This window comes from Aureimonas sp. D3 (assembly GCF_001463805.1).
GTDB lineage: Bacteria > Pseudomonadota > Alphaproteobacteria > Rhizobiales > Rhizobiaceae > Aureimonas > Aureimonas ureilytica_A.
Genome location: NZ_BBWM01000014.1, coordinates 73,659 through 87,813, shown reverse-complemented (window position 1 = coordinate 87,813; position 14,155 = coordinate 73,659). Strand labels below are relative to the sequence as shown.

Annotated in this window: 13 protein-coding genes; 6 read left to right on the top strand and 7 right to left on the bottom strand. The window is 66.7% G+C overall.

Going from position 1 to position 14,155, the window contains the following annotated elements; translation table 11 throughout:
• Nucleotides 1-96: 96 nt before the first annotated feature.
• From AUL36_RS04680 to AUL36_RS04650, 7 genes are all read right to left on the bottom strand, one after another.
• Nucleotides 97-543 (bottom strand): DUF1810 domain-containing protein, encoded by a 447-nt coding sequence (locus AUL36_RS04680; RefSeq protein WP_062218517.1) that lies wholly within the window; start codon nt 541-543, stop codon nt 97-99.
• Nucleotides 540-1,343, bottom strand: coding sequence for an SDR family NAD(P)-dependent oxidoreductase (locus tag AUL36_RS04675; protein ID WP_062218515.1), 804 nt, complete (start codon nt 1,341-1,343; stop codon nt 540-542). The genes AUL36_RS04680 and AUL36_RS04675 overlap by 4 nt, the downstream gene beginning before the upstream one ends.
• Nucleotides 1,340-2,509 carry a zinc-dependent alcohol dehydrogenase gene (locus AUL36_RS04670; protein WP_058601356.1) on the bottom strand — a complete coding sequence of 390 codons (1,170 nt, stop codon included), beginning with the start codon at nt 2,507-2,509 and terminating at the stop codon, nt 1,340-1,342. The genes AUL36_RS04675 and AUL36_RS04670 overlap by 4 nt, the downstream gene beginning before the upstream one ends.
• A gap of 170 nt (nt 2,510-2,679) precedes the next feature.
• Nucleotides 2,680-3,843, bottom strand: coding sequence for a YihY/virulence factor BrkB family protein (locus tag AUL36_RS04665; RefSeq protein ID WP_062218513.1), 1,164 nt, complete (start codon nt 3,841-3,843; stop codon nt 2,680-2,682).
• Nucleotides 3,844-3,978: 135 nt separating this feature from the next.
• A complete protein-coding gene (gene ggt, locus AUL36_RS04660) occupies nt 3,979-5,709 on the bottom strand; it encodes a gamma-glutamyltransferase (RefSeq protein WP_062218511.1) in 1,731 nt (576 codons plus the stop codon).
• A 97-nt stretch (nt 5,710-5,806) separates the two neighbouring features.
• On the bottom strand, nt 5,807-6,811 hold the full coding sequence (locus AUL36_RS04655; RefSeq protein WP_062218509.1) for a M23 family metallopeptidase: 1,005 nt from the start codon (nt 6,809-6,811) through the stop codon (nt 5,807-5,809).
• 97 nt (nt 6,812-6,908) lie between these two features.
• Nucleotides 6,909-8,324 (bottom strand): nucleobase:cation symporter-2 family protein, encoded by a 1,416-nt coding sequence (locus tag AUL36_RS04650; RefSeq protein ID WP_062218592.1) that lies wholly within the window; start codon nt 8,322-8,324, stop codon nt 6,909-6,911.
• 190 nt (nt 8,325-8,514) lie between these two features.
• Between AUL36_RS04650 and pncB the strand changes: the two genes are divergently transcribed.
• The 6 genes from pncB to AUL36_RS04620 all read left to right on the top strand — a co-directional run bounded on the left by pncB (nt 8,515) and on the right by AUL36_RS04620 (nt 14,124).
• Entirely contained in the window at nt 8,515-9,819 is a 1,305-nt protein-coding gene (pncB, locus tag AUL36_RS04645) for a nicotinate phosphoribosyltransferase (RefSeq protein WP_058601352.1), read from the top strand.
• A gap of 136 nt (nt 9,820-9,955) precedes the next feature.
• Nucleotides 9,956-10,780: a ferredoxin--NADP reductase gene (locus AUL36_RS04640; RefSeq protein ID WP_062218507.1), complete on the top strand. Its 825-nt coding sequence runs from the start codon at nt 9,956-9,958 to the stop codon at nt 10,778-10,780.
• Nucleotides 10,781-10,848: 68 nt separating this feature from the next.
• Nucleotides 10,849-11,691, top strand: a complete 843-nt coding sequence (locus tag AUL36_RS04635; RefSeq protein WP_062218505.1) for an alpha/beta hydrolase — start codon at nt 10,849-10,851, stop codon at nt 11,689-11,691.
• A gap of 27 nt (nt 11,692-11,718) precedes the next feature.
• Nucleotides 11,719-11,967, top strand: a complete 249-nt coding sequence (locus tag AUL36_RS04630; protein WP_058601349.1) for an Lrp/AsnC ligand binding domain-containing protein — start codon at nt 11,719-11,721, stop codon at nt 11,965-11,967.
• Nucleotides 11,960-13,225, top strand: coding sequence for a kynureninase (gene kynU, locus AUL36_RS04625; protein WP_374700732.1), 1,266 nt, complete (start codon nt 11,960-11,962; stop codon nt 13,223-13,225). Before AUL36_RS04630 ends, kynU begins: the two co-directional genes overlap by 8 nt.
• Nucleotides 13,222-14,124, top strand: coding sequence for a dihydroneopterin aldolase (locus AUL36_RS04620; RefSeq protein ID WP_062218503.1), 903 nt, complete (start codon nt 13,222-13,224; stop codon nt 14,122-14,124). The genes kynU and AUL36_RS04620 overlap by 4 nt, the downstream gene beginning before the upstream one ends.
• The last annotated feature ends 31 nt before the right edge of the window (nt 14,125-14,155 follow it).

Sequence of the window (14,155 nt, the reverse complement as noted above, 5' to 3'; positions counted from 1 at the left end):
GTCTCTTTCCTCATCCTTGCTTCATGAGGTCACAATGGCGAAGGCGCGCCGGGGTTCGCCGGCTCGGCCCTCTCTCGCGGCAACGTGAAGCACCCGTCAGCCCAGCCGCCTCAGCGTTTCCTCGTCCGCCTCGCCGCCGAAGAAGCGCGCGAGCGCCTCCTCGAAGGGCTGCGCCTCCTCGCCCTCCGCCGCCTCGCGGAACAGCGTCAGGGAGGAGCGCAGCTTCATGTCGTCGGGCGAGCCGAACAGAGCGCGGGGTGAGGCGACGCCCGACGCCATGGCCGCCGCCACGGCCTCGCGCAGCCGGGAGCCCAGCACGGGATGGCCGAGATAGGCGCGCGCTTCGGCCAGCGAGCGGATCGCGTAATGGCGCGCCGTTTCGCTGCGCCCCAGCCCCGCGAGTTGCGGAAAGACGAACCACATCCAATGGCTTTCCTTGCGCCCGCGTCGGAGTTCGGCGAGGGCTCGGGCCTGTGTCGTCTCCTGCGCCGAGAGAAACCGGCCGAGATCGAACGGGTCGGCTTCAGGGCTCGCGCCGCTCATGTCTTGGCCGAGCCCGGTTCGGCCAGCTTGCGGTTCATCTCCGCCAGCATCGGGGCAGGCGTGACATTGGCGAGCGCGGCCTGAATCTTGTTCGACCATCCGCTCACCACATCGCCCTCGCCCTTCTTCAGCGCCTCATAGCCGGTGCGCGCGACCTTGGCGGGGTCTTCCTTCGGCATATCCCGCGCCATGCTCGTGTCCAGCATGTCGCCGCGCGCGAAGATCTCCGTGTCGGTCGGCCCCGGCATCAGACAGGACACCGCGACACCCGTGCCCTTCAGCTCGTTGCGCAGCGCGAAGGAGAAGCTGTTCAGGAAGGCTTTCGTGCCGTTGTAGACGGCCATGAAGGCCCCCGGCATGAAGCCGGCGATGGAGCCGGTGATCAGGATATGCCCTTCGCCTCGCACCCGCATCGCGTTGCCGACGTGATGGATCAGCGCCAGCGTGCCGGTGATGTTGGTGTTCACCATCTCCAGCGCGCGGTCGAGGTCCTGATCTAGGAAGCCCTTGCCGAGCGCCTGGCCCGCATTGGCGAAGAGAGAGTGCACCGGGCGCTCTCCAATGGCGGCGGCGAGCTGGCCGACGCCTTCCAGGCTGGAGAGATCGGCGGTCACGGCCTCGACCGCGACGCCCGAGCGCCGCAGCTCGGTGGCCACCGTCTCGATCTCGGCTTCGTCGGCGGCGATGACGAGATCGAACCCGTCGGCCGCGCAGAGACGCGCCAGTTCCAGCCCGATGCCGCTGGACGCGCCGGTGACGACGGCGAGCGGACGGCTCTGCGAATCCGTGGTCTCGCTCATGGTTTCAGCACCACCTTGATGCAGGAATCCTGCTTGTCTCGGAAGGTCTTGTAGAGATCCGGCCCGTCTTCCAGCGTGCCCGTATGCGTGATCACGAAGGACGGGTCGATCTCGCCCTTCACGATGCGCTCCATCAAAAGCGGCAGGTAGCGCTGCACGGGCGTCTGCGCCATGCGGAAGGTCAGGCCGCGATTGATCGCCGAACCCATCGGGATCTTGTCCACGAAGCCGCCATAGACGCCGACGATCGAAACCGTGCCGAAATTGCGGGTGCAGTGGATGGCCTGACGCAGCACATGCGGCCGGTCGGTGCCCATGAAGGTCGCCTGTTTCACCCGGTCGATCAGCGAGTCGAACGAGGCCATGCCATGCGCTTCGGACCCCACCGCGTCGATCGAGGCATCCGCGCCGCGCCCGTTGGTGAGATCCTGAATGCGGTCGTAGATGTCCTCGTCCATGAAGTTCAGCGTGATCGCGCCGCTTGCTTGGGCCATCGCCAGACGCTCGGGCACCGTGTCGATCGCGATGACGCGCTCGGCACCCAGCAGGAACGCGCTCTTGATCGCCATCTGGCCGACCGGGCCGCAACCCCAGACGGCGATCGTGTCGCCCGGCTGAATGTCGCAGAAATCGGCCGCCATGTAGCCGGTCGGGAAAATGTCGGAGAGAAACAGCACCTGCTCGTCGGTGAGTCCGTCCGGCACCTTGATCGGCCCGACATCGGCATAGGGCACGCGTAAGTATTCCGCCTGCCCGCCGGGATAGCCGCCCAGAAGATGCGAATAGCCGAACAGGCCGGCGGGCGAATGGCCCCAGAGCTTCTCGGCCTTGGCCTTGTCCGGGTTGGAGCGCTCGCAAGCCGAGAAGAAGCCGCGCTTGCAGAAGAAGCACTCGCCGCAGGAAATGGTGAAGGGCACGACCACCCGGTCGCCAACCTTGAGGTTTTTGGTGCCCGAGCCGACCTCGACGACCTCGCCCATCGTCTCGTGGCCGACGATATCGCCCGAATGCATGTCGGGGATCACGCCGTCATAGATATGCAGATCGGAGCCGCAGATGGCGCAGGACGTCACCTTGATGATCACGTCCTGTGCGTCCTCGATCCGGGGATCGGGCACGCTTTCGCAGCGGATGTCGCTCTTTCCGTGCCAGGTCAGCGCTTTCATGGAAATCTCCTCTCAGGCTGCGGGGGAGGGCGCTTGGCGATGTGGCCCGGCTCGTTCGAGGGATCGAAGCGAAGCCGGGCCGCCGTTGCGCTCTCTTCAAGCTTAACCGGAGGTTTCGAAGTCCAGTTCCTGAGAGTTCGTTTGGGTGGCGAACGACACCGAAGGCAGTATCAGCCCTTCGTCTCGCCCAGCGTGTCGGCCATGGTCGCGCCGCGCTGGCCCATGGGGCGGGCGGCGTGGGTGGTGGAATCGATCGCCGTCTGATGCTCCATCTCGGCGTTCAGCTCGGCCCCGATCAGTACCACGATGGTGGAAATCCAGATCCAGGTCATGAAGCCGATGGCCGCGCCGAGCGAGCCATAGGTCTCGTCATAGGAGCCGAAATTCTGGGCGTACCAGGAGAAGAGCAGGGAGAACAGGACCCAGAGCGCGGCGGCGAACAGGCTGCCCGGCGCGATCCAGCGCCAGCGCGCGGCCGAGCGGCTGGGGCCGACGCGGTAGATGATCGAAAGCCCGAGCGCGAAGAGCACGAGCAGGATCGGCCAGCGCAGAACCAGAAGCACGGTTTCCAGACTGCCCAGATGCAGAAACTCCAGGACGATCGGCAGGACGACGACGCCCGTCAGCGCCACGATGAGCGCGACGATCGTGCCGAGCGTGAAGCCGAGCGTAATGAGAGTCAGCTTGATGAAGCCGCGCTTTTCCTCTTCCTCGTAAACGATGTTCATGGCGTCGAAGAGCGTCTTCATGCCGGCATTGGCGCTCCAGAGCGCGACGCCGAGGCCGAAGATCATGCCGAAGCCCAGCTTGGCGCTTTCCTGCGAGGTGATGCGCTGCAACTGCTCGCCGATGATCTGGAGCGCGCCGCCGGGCAGAACGCCCTGAAGGCCCTGCAACTGATCGCGCACGCTGGCCGGATCGCTGAACAGACCATAGATCGAGATGAAGGCGGTGATGGCGGGAAACAGCGCCAGGAGCACGTAGAAGGTGACGCCGGCGGCGACCAGCATCAGCCGGTCGTTCGAGAATTCCTCATAGGTGCGCCAGAGAACGTCCTTCCAGCCTTTCGCCGGAATGGCCGTCGGCTTCTGGGCGGCGCGCCCGTGCGCGCTGTCGCCCATGGCCACCGACGTTTTCCCGCCCTGGCCCGAGGCCGGATCGTCGGACCAGGCGGCGGAGGCGTCCTTGCCGCCGGCCTCGCCCGGCCAGCCGCGCTCGCGCGCCCCACCCGACTTGCCGGCGATGAAGCCCAGGACGGTCAGCGCGCCCGCCGAGGCGAGGCCGAGGATGATGTCCCCTGTCGCCGAATGTTTCCGCTGCGTGTCTCCGCTCATCGCCCTTCGCGCCCCTCGCTGCTCTTCCGCGAGGCCGGCGCCGCTTCGCCGCCCTCAGAAGGGCAAACGCGGCGAAGCGGCTTTGCGATCCTCAGGGGGCGAAGTCGTGGCAAAAGGATGGCGGCGTGCGGGGCGTCAGTAGCCGATCGCCGCCCCCGCGCCGGCCCGCGCGTCGATCGCCCCGAAGAAGCGGTTGGGGCTCTGCGGATCGCGCTTGCCCAGACTCGGGCCGCCGACGAGGATGCCCGCCGCTTCGCCCCAGACCGGCCAGTTCGGGTCTTCGCGCACCACATGGCCCTTGGCGGCGAGAAGTCGGATCGTGTCGGGCGAGAGGGCGCGGGGTTCCATCGTGATTCGGTCGGGCTGCCATTGATGGTGGATGCGCGGCGCGTCCACCGCTTCCTGAATATCCATGCCGTGATCCACCACGTTCATGATGGCTTCCGCGACGATGGTGATGATGCGCGAGCCACCGGGCGAGCCGATCACCATGACGGGCTCGCCCTTCTGCGTGATGATCGTCGGGCTCATGGAAGACAGCGGCGTCTTGCCGGGCGCGATGGCATTGGCCTCGCCCTGCACCAGCCCATAGAGATTGGGCACGCCCGGTTTCTGCGTGAAATCGTCCATCTCGTTGTTCAGGAGAACGCCCGTGCCGGGCGCGACCACGCGCGCGCCAAAGGCGCCGTTCAGCGTGTAGGTCACGGCGACGGCGTTACCGTCCTTGTCGATGATGGAATAATGCGTCGTCTCGTGGCTTTCCGCTCCGACCGGCTTCATCGCGGCCGAGACACCGGCCCGGTTGGGATCGATGCGCGCGCGCACCTTGTCGGCATAGGCTTGCGAGAGCAGCGTCTCGGTCGGGTTCTTCACGAAATCGGGGTCGCCCAGCGCCGAGTTGCGGTCCACGAAAGCCTGCCGCATGGCCTCCGCCATCAGATGCACCGTCTCGGCCGAGCCGTAGCCGGTATAACTCAGCGGATAGGCTTCCAGAATATTCAGGATTTCGCAGATCACCACGCCGCCGGAGCTGGGCGGCGGCGAGGAAATGATCTCGTAGCCGCGATAGTCGCAGCGGACAGGATCGAGTTCGCGAACCTTGTAAGCCTCGAAATCGCTCCGCTCCAGAATGCCGCCATGCGCGGCGCTGGCCTGCGCGATGGCCTCGGCCGCCGCGCCCTTGTAGAACCCGTCCGGTCCGCGTTGGGCGATGGCTTCCAGCGTGCGGGCGAGGTCGCTCTGCAGCAGCCGCTCGCCCGCGCGATAAGGCTCCGTGCCGTTCTTCAGGAAGATCGCCGCCGCCGCCGGGTCCTTGGCAAGATCGGCATTTCCCTCCGCGAAGCTCGCGACATCGCCGGGCGACAGCTCGAAGCCGTCGCGCGCGAGGCGGATCGCGGGGGCGAGCAGCGCCGCGCGGTCCTTGGTGCCGAACTGCTCGCGCGCATGTTCGAAGCCGGCGACCGAGCCGGGCACGCCGACCGCGAGATAGCCATCGGTCGAAAGGGCTGGAACCGGATCGCCCTTGGCATCCAGATACATGTCCTTGGTGGCCTTGCCCGGCGCGCGTTCGCGAAAGTCGATGAAGCGCGTGGTGCCGTCCTTCAGGCGCAGCGTCATGAAGCCGCCGCCGCCGAGATTGCCGGCGGTCGGATAGACCACGGCGAGCGCATAGCCGACCGCCACCGCCGCATCCACGGCGTTGCCGCCCGAGCGCAGCACCTCGACGCCGATCTCGGACGCGAGGCGCTGGGCGGTGACGACCATGCCATGCTCGGCGGCGACCGGGGCGGGGGAGGCGGCTCCCGCCGGAAAGACCGGCAGAACCGTCAGGCACAGAAGCAGGGAAAGGCGGGTCCGACGAAACATGGCGCGTCTCCTGACCGAAAGCCGCGCGAGACCGGGCGGCGTCGGCGCACAGACTGCGTCAGCCCCGCGCGCTTGTCACGCGCGAAGCCGGGGCCCGTCAGCGGATTTCGATGCGCTGGGTTCGATGCAGAAGCGCGGTTCCGTCTCGCTCCACCGCGACATCCAGAACCCAGGTGCCCGGCGTGGGCGGGCGGCGCAGGCCCGCAAGGCCGGAATAAACGGCCTTGTTGCGGTCCAGCGGTTCCGTCAGCGTGTCCAGAACCTTGGTCCCGGCGGGATCGGTCATCTGGAAACGCACGCGGTCTCCGCCATGGAGATTGGCGAACCAGCCCCAGCCGACCGTCATCGTCGCATTCGCGCCCGCCGTCGGTGGCGGGCCGTCACTGGCAAGCTTATCGTAATCCAACACCTCGCCGGCCAGCCCCATGGCGAGAAGCTGCGTCGTCGGCCGCGCAAGAAGCTCCGCCGCCTCCGGGGTAAAGAGCGTGGCGCGCTCCGTATCGTCAGCGAGGCAGCCGCCGCCGACCGCGCGGCCGGAGATGGGGTCGATCTTGGCGCCGTTGCGGCGCACCGAAAGGTGGACGTGCGGAAACTCGGCGAGCCCCGACGAGCCGATCTCGCCAAGTGTTTGACCGGCCTCCACACGCTGGCCCGGCTTCACGCGCACGGAACCCCGCCGCATATGGCAATATTGCGTTTCCAAGCCTTGGCCGTGGTCGATCACGACGCCATTGCCGCATTCGACGGATTGGACGGCGTCCCGCAATTCCTTCGTGTTGGCGAGCCGATCCGGCATCCCGTCGCGCCCGCCCCGCACCGTGCCGCCGAGAGCGGCCACGACCGGCACGCCGCGCTCGATATCGCGCATGGAGAGGACGCGAATGTCGATCCCGTCATGCCCGTCATAGGCCGCCGTGCCGCAGAACGGGTCGCTGACGCCGGGGCCGGGGTCCATGTCCGGCAATTGCTGGACGAAACAGTCCTGCCCGATGGCGCAGGCGACGGGCAGTTGCAGTCGCCTCGTCTCGTCGGCCTCGGCCGGCGGGGCGGAAAGGGTCAGCCCGGTGAGAAGGCCGGCAAGCGCGAGGCGGCGAAGCGACATGGCGGGCGGTCCTTGCCTAGGAGTTCGCCCGGCTTGTCGCATGGCGCAGGCGCACCCGTCGAGGCTCACCCGCCCGTGTCTTCGATCCATCGCCGGCTCAGACGTGCTCGGACGCCCCGGCCACGCCGGCGGACCGGGTGCGCGCCACATCCGCCCCGTCCAGCCGGTTGAAGAAGAGGTTGAGGAGGACCGAGGCGATGGCGGCGAGCAGGATGCCCGATTCCAGAAGCGGCTGGAGGGCGCGGGGCATGTGGTGGAAGAAACCGGGCGCGACCAGCGGGATCATGCCGAAACCGATCGACAGGGCGACGATGAAGAGATTGCTTCGGTTGCTGCGGAAGTCCACGGCGGAGAGAATGCGAACGCCCGTCGCGGCCACCATGCCGAACATCACGAGCCCCGCCCCGCCGAGCACCGTGACCGGCACGGCCTCCACCAGAGCCGCCATTTTCGGGCTGAGGCCGAGAGCGAGCAGGATGACGCCGCCCGCCGCCGTGACGAAGCGCGACTTGACGCCCGTGACGCCGACGAGACCGACATTCTGCGAGAAGGACGTATAGGGGAAGGTGTTGAAGATGCCGCCGATCAGCGTGCCGACGCCATCGGCGCGCAGGCCGCGCGTGATCGACTTGCGGTCGAGCGTCCGCTCGGTCATCTCGCCGAGCGCCAGAAACATGCCGAGCGACTCGATCATCACCACGATCATGACGAGGCACATGGTCAGGATCGGCACGAGATGAAATTGCGGCCAGCCGAAATGAAAGGGCAGGACGAGGCCGAACCAGGGGGCCGCCGCCACCTTATCGAAATGCATCGCGCCCAGCATCGTCGCCACCGCCGCGCCCGCCACGATGCCGGCGAGAACCGCGACATTGGCGATGAAGCCGCGCCCCCAGCGCAGGATCGCCAGAATGACGAGGAGCACGAAAGCCGCCATCAGCAGTCCCTCCGGCGCGCCATAGGCGGGATTGGCCACCTGCACGCGCTCGCCCGTTTCCAGCACCTTCGGCAGGGTCGGCAGGCCCCCGCCCGCCCAGTTGATGCCGACGCGCATCAGCGAGATGCCGATCACGAGAATGATCGAGCCGGTCACGACAGGGGGAAACAGCGGCAACACGCGCCCGACCACGGGCGCGACGAGAATGCCGAACAGGCCCGCCGCGATGACCGAGCCGTAGATGCCGAGCAGCCCGACCTCCGGCAGCGCGCCCATGGCGAGCATCGGGCCGACCGAGGCGAAGGTGACGCCCATCATCACCGGCAGGCGAATGCCCGTGCCCCAAAGCCCGAGGCTCTGGATCATCGTGGCGATGCCGCAGGCGAAGAGATCGGCCGAGATCAGGAAGGCGACATCCTCGGGCGGCAGTTGCAGGGCACGCCCGACGATCAGCGGCACGGCCACCGCACCGGCATACATGACGAGCACATGCTGCAAGGCAAGCGGAGCGAGTCGCCCGGCGGGGAGGCGCTCATCGACCGGATGAGGGGAAGAGGGCGGTGGGGTTCGGGCCATGCGAGGGCGCTCCATGCGATTCACGGCCGGAGTAGATCACGACTTTCGTCAGGATTGTGCAAGTTATTTGATCATGCGCATGAAGCGGGCAATGCAGCATAGATAAGCCTGCCGCAGGGTCGGGCTGTCATCGCTCGTTTCGATCGGCTAAGCATCGAAGCCGAAACGAGCGTCATCGGAAAGGGCGGTCATGGTCGCCACGGATATTGCAACGCGAGTGTGGAACCACACGTTCAAGCTCGACCCGATCGTGCGCTCGCTGCTCGACACGGATTTCTACAAGCTTCTGATGCTGCAGATGGTCTGGGGCCTACACCCCAACACGCAGGTCACCTTCCGCCTGATCAACCGCACCAAGACCGTGCGCATCGCCGACGAGATCGACGAGGCGGAGCTGCGCGCCCAGCTCGACTATGCCCGCTCCGTGCGCTTTTCCAAGCGTGAGATGATCTGGCTGGCGGGTAACTCCTTCTATGGCGAGCGGCAGATCTTCCTACCGGCCTTCTTGGAATGGCTGCGCGATTTCCAGCTTCCGCCCTATGAACTCGCCAAGCGGGACGGGCAGTACGAGCTGATGTTCCACGGCCCCTGGACCCACACGATGATGTGGGAAATCCCGGCGCTCGCCATCATCAACGAGCTTCGCTCGCGCGCCGCGATGAAGGATTACGGCCGTTTCGAACTCGACGTGCTCTACGCCCGCGCCAAGGCCAAGATGTGGGAGAAGGTCGAGCGGCTGGATAAGCTGCCGGCCATCCGCATGTCGGATTTCGGAACGCGTCGCCGCCATTCCTTCCTGTGGCAGCGCTGGTGCGTCGAGGCGCTGAAGGAAAAGCTCGGCGATCGCTTCATCGGCTCATCCAACGTCTTGCTCGCCATGGAGACCGATCTCGAAGCCATCGGTACCAACGCGCACGAACTGCCCATGGTCTATGCCGCCATGGCCCGCTCCGACGCCGAGCTTCGCGATGCGCCCTACGAGGTGCTGAAGGCGTGGCAGAGCTGGTACGGTGGCAATCTTCTGGTGGTGCTGCCCGACACGTTCGGCACGGCCTCGTTTCTGGAACGCGCGCCCGGCTGGGTGGCGAACTGGACGGGTTTCCGCCCCGACTCGGCCCCGCCGATCGAAGGCGGCGAAGCGATCATGGCCTGGTGGCGCTCGAAGGGCGTCGACCCGCGCGACAAGCTGCTCGTCTTTTCGGACGGCATGGATGTCGATTCCATCGAGGAAACCTATCGCCATTTCGACGGGCGGGTGCGCATGAGCTTCGGCTGGGGCACCAATCTCACCAACGACTTTCGCGGCGTCGCGCCGGAGGACACGCCCGGCCTCCATCCGATCTCGCTGGTCTGCAAGGTCATGGACGCGGACGGGCGTCCGGCGGTGAAGCTTTCGGACAATCCGGCCAAGGCCACGGGCACGCCCGAATCCATCGAGCGCTATCGCCGCATCTTCGGCACGAAGGCGGAAATTTCGCGCGACGTGCTGGTTTGAGAATAAACGACCTTTTTTTTGGGCCCGGGATGGGTCAGGAGAGGGAGATTTCGTTTGCGGCGCGGTTTCGCGCCGCGATGCCGGTTTGGCTTGAGGTCAGCCGCGCCCCGTTTTGCTTGCTGCCGAAGGGCCCCCGATGAACGCCCCCGTCCAGACTCCGCTCGCGTCTGAAACCGCCGCCTTCCCGATCCCGGCCAATGTCTTCGCCGAGACCGTGACCGAGGTGAAGCACTATACCGACCGCCTCTTCAAGTTCCGCATGACCCGGCCCGCGAGCTTCCGCTTCCGCACCGGCGAGTTCGCGATGATCGGCCTGCCCAATGCCGAGAAGCCGGTCTTCCGCGCCTATTCGATCGCCAGCCCCTCTTGGGACGAAGAGCTGGAATTCTTCTCCATCAAGGTGCCGGGCGGCCCGCTGACCGAGCATCTCCAGAAGATCCAGCCGGGCGACACGGTTCTGATGCGCAAGAAGCCGACGGGCACGCTCGTGCTCGACGCGCTCCTGCCCGGCAACCGGCTTTATCTCTTCTCGACGGGCACGGGTATCGCGCCCTTCGCCGGCGTGATCCGCGATCCCGAAACCTACGAGAAGTTCGATCAGGTCATCCTGACGCATACGACGCGCGAGCTGGCCGAGCTGCGCTACGGGCAGGAACTGGTCGAGTCGATCAAGAGTGATGAGTTCCTGTCCGAACTCGTGGGCGACAAGCTGCTCTATCACGGCTCCGCCACGCGCGAGGGCGAGCACAAGGGCGAGCGCGTCACGACGCTGCTCGAAACCGGCAAGCTCTTCACCGATCTCGGCGTGCCACCGATGGACCCCGCGACCGACCGCGCCATGATCTGCGGCTCCATGGAGATGCTGAAGGAAACGGCCGCCCTGTGCGAGCGCTTCGGCCTCGAAGAAGGCGCCAATTCCAAGCCCGGCACCTATGTCGTGGAGCGCTCCTTCGTCGATTGATGGAGCGCGGGGCGTGACGCGGCCGGTGTCGCGCCCTATTCCTTTCCGAATGCGGGGAGGAGCGCAGCATGACCCATTGGATTCCGGTCGCCGATTTCGACGCGGCCTATGACAATTCGGGCGCCGTCCAGCGCTCCGACACGTTCGTGCCTCGCTGGCAGCGCGAAGCCTCCGCCTTCCGCGATGCGATGGAAGGGCGGCGACGCAGCGAGATCGACCTCGCCTATGGCGCGCATGAGCGCCAGAAGCTCGACCTGTTCCGGCCCGAAGGCCCCGCGCGCGGCCTCGTCGTCTTCGTCCATGGCGGATACTGGAAGGCGCTCGACAAATCCGTCTGGTCGCATCTGGCGCGCGGCGCGGTGGAATCCGGCTTTGCCGTCGCCATGCCGAGCTACCGTCTCGCGCCAGAAGCACGCCTGACCGAAATCGCAGAGGATGTGGCACAGGCGATCGCACTGGCCGCGCGTGGCATTGAGGGCGGCATCCGGCTCGTCGGCCATTCGGCGGGCGGGCATCTCGTGGCGCGCATGGTCGCCGCCGGCTCGCCTTTGCCCGGCCCCGTCCTGGCGCGGGTCGATCGCGTCGTGCCGATCAGCGGCCTGCATGATCTCAGGCCGATCCGTCGCACCCGCATGAACGATACGCTGCGCATCGACGCGGCTGAAGCGCTGGCGCAAAGCCCGGCGCTGCTTGAGCCTCTTCATATCTGCCCCATCCATGCCGTGGTCGGCGCGGCGGAACTGCCCGAGCTTCGCCGCCAGACGCATTTTCTGGCCTCCGCATGGTCCGGGCTGGGTGTTCCGGTGGAAGCGGCGGACATTCCCGATCGGCATCATTTCGATGTGATCGAAGACTTGGCTCTGTCGGGCTCGCAGATGACGAGAGTTTTGACCTCAGGCGCTTCTCTCTGATAGCTCAAGCGCTCTGGAGACACCGTGATGCAAGCGATTTTTGTTCAGTTCAAATGTCGGCCCGGTACGGCTTATACCGTGGCCGACGATCTGGTTGAGAGCGTCGAGGAGATTTCGGAAATCTACTCGACCTCGGGCCAATACGATCTTCTCGCCAAATTCTATCTGGAAGCCGGGCGCGACATCGGGCACTTCGTGACCGAGAAGCTGCAGACGGTGGATGGCGTGGTGGATACGTTCACCACCGTCGCGTTCAAGGCGTTCGGCCGTGGCTGATGTGATTCCCGCTCTCTCCGATCTCTGGACCGAGCGCGCCGAGGCCGCCGACCACGCCGACAGGCTGCGCCCCTTGCGCGCCCTGTTCCATCTGCCGGAAGGCATGACCTATCTCGACGGCAACTCGCTCGGCTGCCTGACCTATGGCGCGCGAGCCCGGTTGCGCGATGTCGTCGACCGCGAATGGGGAACGGGGCTGATCGCCTCCTGGAACCAGGCCGGCTGGGTCGACCTGCCCGCGCGCGTCGGCGCGCGCATCGCCCGCCTCGTCGGGGCGGAGGAGGGGGCGCTTGTTGCCTGCGACTCGACCTCGGTCAATCTCTTCAAGGTTCTGGCGAGCGCCCTGGCGCTGCGTCCGGGCCGTCGCGTCATCGTGTCGGAGCGCTCCAACTTCCCGACCGATCTTTATATGGCCGAGGGGCTCGCCAGTCTTCTGAACCAAGGGCACGAGCTGCGTCTCGCCGATCATGCCGACGAGATTCCGGCCCTTGTCACGGACGAGACCGCCGTCCTCATGCTGACGCAGGCGAACTATCGCACCGGCGCGCTGCACGACATGGCCGCCCTATCGCGTCTGGCGCATGAGCGCGGCGCGCTGGCGCTGTGGGATCTCGCGCATTCGGCCGGGGCTCTGCCGGTGGATCTCGCAGGCGACGGGGCGGATTTCGCGATCGGCTGCGGCTACAAATATCTGAACGGTGGCCCCGGCGCGCCGGCCTTTCTCTATGTCGCGCCGCGTCATCAGGCAGCCGCCCGCCAGCCGCTGTCGGGCTGGTTCGGCCATGCCGCGCCCTTCGCTTTCGAGGCGGGCTACCAGCCGGCGTCGGGCGTCACACGCTTCCTGACCGGCACGCCCTCGGTGCTGGCGCTTTCCGCGCTGGACGCCGCACTGGATGCGTTCGACGGCGTGGATATGGCCGCGTTGCGCGAGAAGTCCGTGGCGCTGACACGCTTCTTCATCGCGGCCGTGGAGGCGCTCTGTGCCGGGCACGGGCTGCAACTCGTTACCCCGCGCGAGCCCGCGCGGCGCGGCAGTCAGGTGTCCTTCACGCATCCGGCGGCCTATGCCCTGTGTCAGGCGCTGATCGACGAGGGCGTCGTCGGAGACTTCCGCGCGCCCGACATTCTGCGCTTTGGCTTCGCGCCTCTTTACAACAGCTTCGCCGACGCGCTTAACGCAGCGATAACCATCGCCGAACTGCTCGCTTCGAAACGCTACGAGGACGAGCGCTTCCAGCGCCGGAACACCGTGACATGACGCTTTCCAAGCCTTGCCGCCTCGCCATCGCCGTCCGCTCGCCCGAAGAAGCGCGCCGCGCGCTCGAAGCGGGCGCGGATTATGTGCTGGCGCCGGCGCGGCGGGACAGGGTGCCCGGCCAGATCATCGAGCGGCGGGTGGAGGGCCAGCCCGAGCTGTACTTCGCCATGGCCGGCGACGTCACGCTCCCGGCCGACCCTTTGCGCGTCGCCCGGCTGGAAGCGCCGGACGAGTTCGTTGCCGTGATGCGTGGTGGCTATTCGGTGATTCTGCTCGATCCGGACCGGGCGCTTCTGCGCGCCTTCTCGCTGGAAACGCTGGCCGAATTCCAGCGCGCGTGCCGCGAGGCGGGCATGGAATGCTGGTTCGGCGGTCGTCTGGAGCTTCCCGACATTCCGCGCCTTCTGGTGCTCGGGCCGGAAGCGCTGGTGTTCGAGGAGGCCGATGCCGAAACGCTGGCGCTCGGCCGGCGTATGCTGGACGCCCCGCCCGCCACCTTGGCGCCGGAGCGCGGTGCTACACCGGAGCGCAGCGCGGCGGAGACGGATCGCATCTTCGTGCGCGGTTTCACGCTGCCCTTCCGCGTCGGGGCCTATCGCTTCGAGCGCGACCGCACGCAGCGGCTCCGCTTCACGGTCGAGGCGGAAATCCGCCGCCCGAGCCGCGTCCCGCGCGAGGTCAGCGAAGTCTATTCCTACGACATCGTGACGGACGCGATCCGCCGCCTGGCCGACCAGGGACATACCGATCTGGTGGAAGCACTGGCCGAAGACCTGGCCGCCGATCTGTTGCGGGATGCCCGATTGTTGTCGGTCGAGATCCAGGTGGAAAAGCTCGATCTCGGCCCGGAAGCCGTCGGCGTCGCGATCCGTCGCTATCGCGACGAACGCACGATCTAACCTTCCGCAGCCGGGCTGCTCAAGATCTGGC

Bases quoted from the DNA above. Each gene is read 5' to 3' on its own strand.
- AUL36_RS04680 (WP_062218517.1), bottom strand. From the start codon at position 543: ATGAGCGGCGCGAGCCCTGAAGCCGACCCGTTCGATCTCGGCCGGTTT.
- AUL36_RS04675 (WP_062218515.1), bottom strand. From the start codon at position 1,343: ATGAGCGAGACCACGGATTCGCAGAGCCGTCCGCTCGCCGTCGTCACC.
- AUL36_RS04670 (WP_058601356.1), bottom strand. From the start codon at position 2,509: ATGAAAGCGCTGACCTGGCACGGAAAGAGCGACATCCGCTGCGAAAGC.
- AUL36_RS04665 (WP_062218513.1), bottom strand. From the start codon at position 3,843: ATGAGCGGAGACACGCAGCGGAAACATTCGGCGACAGGGGACATCATC.
- ggt (WP_062218511.1), bottom strand. From the start codon at position 5,709: ATGTTTCGTCGGACCCGCCTTTCCCTGCTTCTGTGCCTGACGGTTCTG.
- AUL36_RS04655 (WP_062218509.1), bottom strand. From the start codon at position 6,811: ATGTCGCTTCGCCGCCTCGCGCTTGCCGGCCTTCTCACCGGGCTGACC.
- AUL36_RS04650 (WP_062218592.1), bottom strand. From the start codon at position 8,324: ATGGCCCGAACCCCACCGCCCTCTTCCCCTCATCCGGTCGATGAGCGC.
- pncB (WP_058601352.1), top strand. From the start codon at position 8,515: ATGGTCGCCACGGATATTGCAACGCGAGTGTGGAACCACACGTTCAAG.
- AUL36_RS04640 (WP_062218507.1), top strand. From the start codon at position 9,956: ATGAACGCCCCCGTCCAGACTCCGCTCGCGTCTGAAACCGCCGCCTTC.
- AUL36_RS04635 (WP_062218505.1), top strand. From the start codon at position 10,849: ATGACCCATTGGATTCCGGTCGCCGATTTCGACGCGGCCTATGACAAT.
- AUL36_RS04630 (WP_058601349.1), top strand. From the start codon at position 11,719: ATGCAAGCGATTTTTGTTCAGTTCAAATGTCGGCCCGGTACGGCTTAT.
- AUL36_RS04620 (WP_062218503.1), top strand. From the start codon at position 13,222: ATGACGCTTTCCAAGCCTTGCCGCCTCGCCATCGCCGTCCGCTCGCCC.